This is a genomic window from Barnesiella sp. CU968 (genome assembly GCF_905219685.1).
Classification (GTDB): domain Bacteria; phylum Bacteroidota; class Bacteroidia; order Bacteroidales; family Muribaculaceae; genus Lepagella; species Lepagella muris_A.
Map to the genome: position 1 here is coordinate 1 of NZ_CAJMXD010000192.1, position 5,645 is coordinate 5,645.

The 5,645-nt window shown below is 51.6% G+C and carries 2 protein-coding genes and 1 pseudogene; all 3 read right to left on the reverse strand.

All coding sequences use genetic code 11. From position 1 onward, the window contains the following. Positions 1-91: 91 nt before the first annotated feature. Positions 92-1,822, reverse strand: coding sequence for a RagB/SusD family nutrient uptake outer membrane protein (locus JX312_RS08415; RefSeq protein ID WP_204457688.1), 1,731 nt, complete (start codon positions 1,820-1,822; stop codon positions 92-94). 3 nt (positions 1,823-1,825) lie between these two features. Next, complete coding sequence (locus JX312_RS08420; RefSeq protein WP_239653860.1) at positions 1,826-5,215, reverse strand: TonB-dependent receptor; 3,390 nt, start codon at positions 5,213-5,215, stop codon at positions 1,826-1,828. Between the two features lie 75 nt (positions 5,216-5,290). Beyond that, positions 5,291-5,645: pseudogene (locus JX312_RS08425) on the reverse strand (DUF4832 domain-containing protein); the annotation flags it as partial.

Genomic DNA, 5,645 nt, shown 5'->3' on the forward strand with positions numbered 1-5,645 from the left:
TCATGGTTTTTCCGTTTTATGTGGGTTATGGGGAGGGATGGGGAATGGGGCTGGATTCCCAATTCAGATTTCCGGGTTCCGATTCTTATTGTCAATAGCCGGGGTTGTTCTTGAGGTTCGGACACAGAATCATGTCGCGTGTCGGGATGGGCCATAGATACTGGCGGTCGGGGAACACGCGCTTCGCGCCGAGACTCACGAGACCGGCGTTATAGAGCGCCGAGAAATCCGCAAGACCGTCTTCATCTATCTGTGGTGTCATGCCCCAGAACCAGAGGTCTTTCTTGACGATGTTGTTGAGAAGCTCTGTGGGAGGCAGGTTTATGTAGTTGTAGCCGTTAAGCGCTTTTGCAGCCAGCTTCCAGCGGATAAGATCCATATAGCGGAGTCCTTCGTTGGCAAGCTCCATGCGGCGTTCGATGCGCACTGCCTTGCGCATCTCTTCCTGAGTGCCGAGCGGCACGGCGGGATAAAGCCCGGTGTCGGTCAGGTTCACTCCGTAGGCGCGGGCGCGTACGCTGTTGATGGCGTCTGTCACGCTTTTGTCAAGTTCATTAAGCTCGATCTTAGCCTCGGCGTACATCAGAAGGACATCGGCATAACGCATCATAAGGTAGTCGCGGGCGACTTTTTTGCCGTTCTGTGTCCAGGAGATGTCGATGCCCTTTTTCCAGAGAAGTCCGTTGTATGAGGCATACTGGTTGACTGCACGGTTGTCGGCATTGCTCTGCATCTTGCCGGTGGTGAAGTTCATGACTTCCTTTACGTCAGGACGCGGGTTGTATTCGAATCCGCAGTGCTCGGTGCCGAATTCAACGATGGTCTTTGAGCATCGGGGATCGCGGTTGGCGAAGGGGTTGCGTGGATCGAACAGCTCTGATTCGTCGATAGGCAGACCGTCTGTGCAGAGGAATGAGGCGAAGAGATCCCACGACGGGTTGTCGGAACCGTATCCGCCGGCGTTGCGGGGGAGACCGTTGTTTACAAACCACTGGTCAAGCACCACATTGTTTTCAAGAGAACGGGGAATGTAGAAAATTTTCTCCGGATTCACACCGGTGTCCTGAAGGAAGATTTTAGCGAAATCCGGCTCAAGTGAATAGACCCCGAGGTCCATACAGTCTTTCGCAGCCTTGGCGGCGAGGTCGAAGTCGCCGAGATAGAGCGCGAAACGGGCTTTCATCGCCAGTGCGGCGCCTTGGGTGGCGTGCATCGCGGCTGTGCCGTAATCTACGGGGAGATATTCGATTGCCTTGTCGAAGTCTTCATATACGAGAGCCTTTATCTCATCTTTGTTGCGTCTTCCCTTTTCGCAAGCCTCCTCTATGGTTTCGGTGCCGTCCATATAGGGAACGTCTCCGTAATAGCAGATAAGCTCGGCATATTTGCATGCGCGGCAGAAGAATGCTTCTCCGGCGTAGCGGTTGAGTTTGTCTGGATTCACGTTGCCTGCCGCCTTGTGATAGTTGGCAAGCAATGTGTTGGCGCGGGCTATAAGTTTGTAATCCTGTTCCCACAGACGATATACTTCGTATTGCTGCCCGTTCATTGTGCCGTCGAGCACAGTGCCGTTGCTTCCGGGGTTACGGTTCTGCTGGCGGTAGGTGAAATTGTCGGTCCATTGTTCCGACCCTTCAAGGGGCTGGTTCCAGTATCCGAGTATGTAGAATTCGTTGACAGCCATCTCCAGTTCGACCTCGGTGGAATACCAGGACTCGCTGTTGCCCTGGGAGAGGGGTGTCATGTTCATGCTTTCGCATGATGTCAGCATCAGTGCCGCTGTGGCTAATGATGTGTATAAGGCTTTGTTCATCGGTTTCATGATTTAAAATGTAAGGTTTACACCCACGATAAGTGATGTTGTGATAGGATATGCGCTGACTCCCATCTCCGGGTCCCATCCCTTGGGATAGTTGTCGATTGAGAAGAGATCGCTGGCGCTGAAGTATATTCTCGCTTTCTGGATAAACGCCTTCTTTGTCCACGCTGCAGGGAGCGTGTATCCCAAAGTGACGTTTTTCAGACGGAAATAATTCCCGTTGAACATCCAGAAGTCAGACACCGCGTAGTTGTTGTTTTTGGTAGTGTTCGTAAGGCGGGGATACTCTGCGGCGAGGTTCTCTGCCTGGGTGTTGAACACGCTCCAGTATTTGCCGTCGATGATGGCGGGTATGTTGCCGTAGTTGTCGCGGAGAGGCTCGACCATGGCGCGCTCAAGATATGCGTTCTGCTTGCCTATTCCCTGGAACGCGAGCGAGAGGTCGATTCCTTTCCACGAGGCGTTGACTGTTCCGCCATACTGGAAGCGGGGGAGAGAGTTGCCCAAGGGCACGCGGTCGTATTCCGAAGAGATAACGCCGTCCGGCACTCCATCGGGACCGGAGATGTCGCGGTATTTGAGGTCGCCGACAGTCACGGTGTTGTTGAGACGTGCGGAATTGTTGACCTCCTCCTGTGTCTGGTAGATGCCGTCGCAGATGTAGCCGTACCAGGTGTTGAAGAGTTCCCCTGCACGTTTCAGTTTCCCGTCTTTGATTATGTCAGAATTGTTGAGATAATCGATTTTTGAGATGAAGTCGGAAAGATTGAATGACACTCCGTATGAGAAGTCGCCGATGCGGTCGTTCCAGCTGAGTTCTATGTCATAGCCGTGTGTAGACATTTTGCCCGCGTTGGTGTTGGGGTCTGAATAACCCATGCTCCAGGGAATCTGGATGGCGAGAAGCATGCCGGATGTGTTCTTCCAGTAGTAGTCTGCGGTAAGGCGCAGGCGGCTGTTGAGGAAGTTGGCGTCGATACCTATGTCGGTGGAAGTGGTGGTTTCCCAGGAGATGTCTTCCACTGCGAGAACCCTTAACGCGGCTGTTTTGTCGGAAACCACGCTTCCGTTCTCATAGAAATATGCGTTTTCGAAAGTCATCAGCGACATGTAGGGGAAATAGCTTGAGCCGATGCGTTCGTTACCCAGCTTACCCCAGGAGGCGCGGAGTTTCAGGAAAGAAAGTGCCGAAGGATTCACATTCTCCATGAATTTCTCTTTCGAGATCACCCAACCTGCGGAGAAAGAGGGGAATGTTCCCCAGCGGTATTTCCTGGCGAAACGTGAAGAGCCGTCGCGGCGGATGTTTGCCTGAAGAAGATAGCGGTTGTCGAAAGAATAAAGCACACGTCCGAAAAATGAGTTGGAGGTGTAGCGCGTGCCGGTGCCGCTGTTGTCTTTATAATCTTCGGGACCTACATTGAGATAGGGATAGTTTATAAGCTCGTACTGATCGCGACCTGCTGTGAGATCTTCGGAACTCAGGACATAGTTTTCGAAACCTGCCATAAGTGTCAGGTCATGTTTGCCGAAAGAACGCATGTAGTTGGCAAGAACTTGGGTGGTTATATGCCAATTGTCTTTGCGGGTTTCGGTAAGTTTGTTGGTTGTCCATGATGATCCGTTACCTTCCATCCATCCGCCGAAAGCGTTTATGTCATCCATAAGCGTGTAGCTTACAGCTTTACGAAATTCTTTTTTCTTCGTATAATTGATGAAGGGGGATACGATACCCGAGATGCTGAGACCTTCGATGGGCTTGATGGTAAGAGAAGCCTTACCGCCTATCTGGGTGCTTCTTGATATCGATGAGCCTCCGTCTCTGAGGAGTCCGTAGGGGTTGGCTCCCGATTTGCCTTCGGCAAGACCTCCGTTCTCCCACACAGCCGGGTAGATCGCCGGCATCTTGCGCATGTCGCCGAAGGGAGAATATACTGTTGCCTCGCTGCGTGCGTTGCGCACGTTGACATCTACGCTTGCTGTGATGTATTTGTTGAATGTGAAATCGTTGTTGCTGCGGAACATGAACCGGCGGAAACCACGCCCTTCGTAGAGACCGTCCACTTCGTCATAGGTGAATGAAGCGTTCGAGCGCACAGCCTTGTTGCCTCCGGAGAGCGACAGTGTGTGTGTCATTCTCGGCGCCGAATTTTTCATCATCATGCCTCGCCAGTCTGTGATAGGGTATAGGTCCGGATTGGTCTGGTTGAGACTAAGCCAGTTCTTTGTCTGGTCTGCGGTCCATTGCTGGAAATAGCCGGCGGCAGGGTTGTCATTATAAAGAAGCTCGTTGTTCATTTCCAGATAACGGGTCACTCCTACCATCTCCGGCTGTTTTGTCGGTATCTCCCAGCCGAATTCGCCGTTGTAAGAAATGCTCATTTTTGACTGGTCTCCACGCTTTGTGGTGATAAGGATTACACCCGAAGCGGCTTTTGAACCATAGATGGATGCGGCAGCTGCATCTTTGAGCACCGACACGTTCTCGATATCGTTGGCGTTTACGTAGTCGATGTTGTCGCATTGCACTCCGTCCACTATGATAAGCGGGCTTGAGTCGCCGATGGTGGTGACACCACGCACATGCATTGAGCTTGCCGATGCGCCGGGGGCGTTATTGTCGCGACGCACCATAAGTCCGGATATAGAACCCTGAAGCGCTGTGGAGAGGGTAGTGGTGTTTTTGGAGGCGAGTTCTTCACCCTTTACAGAGGCAACGGCTCCGGTGAGGTCTTTTTTCTTTACCGTTCCATATCCGATAACCACCACTTCGTTAAGTGTGTTGTCGGTTTCGGTCATTTCTATCTTCAGGTCATTGCTTGAACCTACGGATACTGTCTCCGGATTGAAACCTACATAAGTGACCTGAAGTTTCTCGCCTTTGGCGGCATTGATGGTGAAGCGACCGTCAATATCGGTCATCGCTCCCTCTTTGGCGCCTTTCACCATGACTGTGGCGCCGATAAGGGGCTCGCCGTTCTGATCTACGATCACACCGCTGATTTTCTGCTTTTCGTCTTTTGTAGTTTTTGCCTTGGCTGTGGTGATTGTCACCTGACGCCCGGAAATCTTATAGAGGAGTCCTGTCGATTTGCAAACCTCGGCAAGGATGGCATCCATCTTTTTGTTTTTAAGCTGGATGTTTACCGGAGATGCGAGCTTGTTTTCCACGCCCTCACCGTATAGGAATACATAATTACTGTTTTTCTCGATATACGAGAGAACATCTTTGACTGTGGTGTCAGAAGCTTTCATGGTGTAAAGCCCCGTCGACTTGTCAAGTGACATGGAAGTTCCTGCGGAAATCGTTGCAGGCGCCATGGCTGTCACAAGACCAATCGCGCAAAGCGTTCCGATTCTTGAACGCCTTGGCTGACGATGTGATGCTGAATTCATAAGGTTCTGTAATTTTTGTTATTGTTTATTGTTGATGTTGCTGTTGTTTTCAGTAAGCCGGTTCCTTGTTTCCGATTACTTGTCAATTGAAATTTCTCCGCATGGCAGCCAGCCGTTTTCAAGAACGGCGTTTTTGTCTACCGCCATCTCCAGAGAGGGTCGGTTGCCGTCGGTTGTGTCCACGAGTGCCACAGCCCAGCGGTATTTGCCGGGTTTCACGCCTTTCAGTGAGAATGAAGTCTTGTGTGTGGCGCCTTTTTCACGAAGCCATGTGGAGAGGTCGCTGCGGTGTTCCACCACTGTCTTCACCGGATTGCCGTTCTCGTCAAGCAGCGAGATGCCCACTTTGTATTTCTGATTCCATTGCGGGATGTTGACGGGACAATATCCCCATCCTGTGTTTTCCCAGGAAGTGGAGACTTCCACTTTG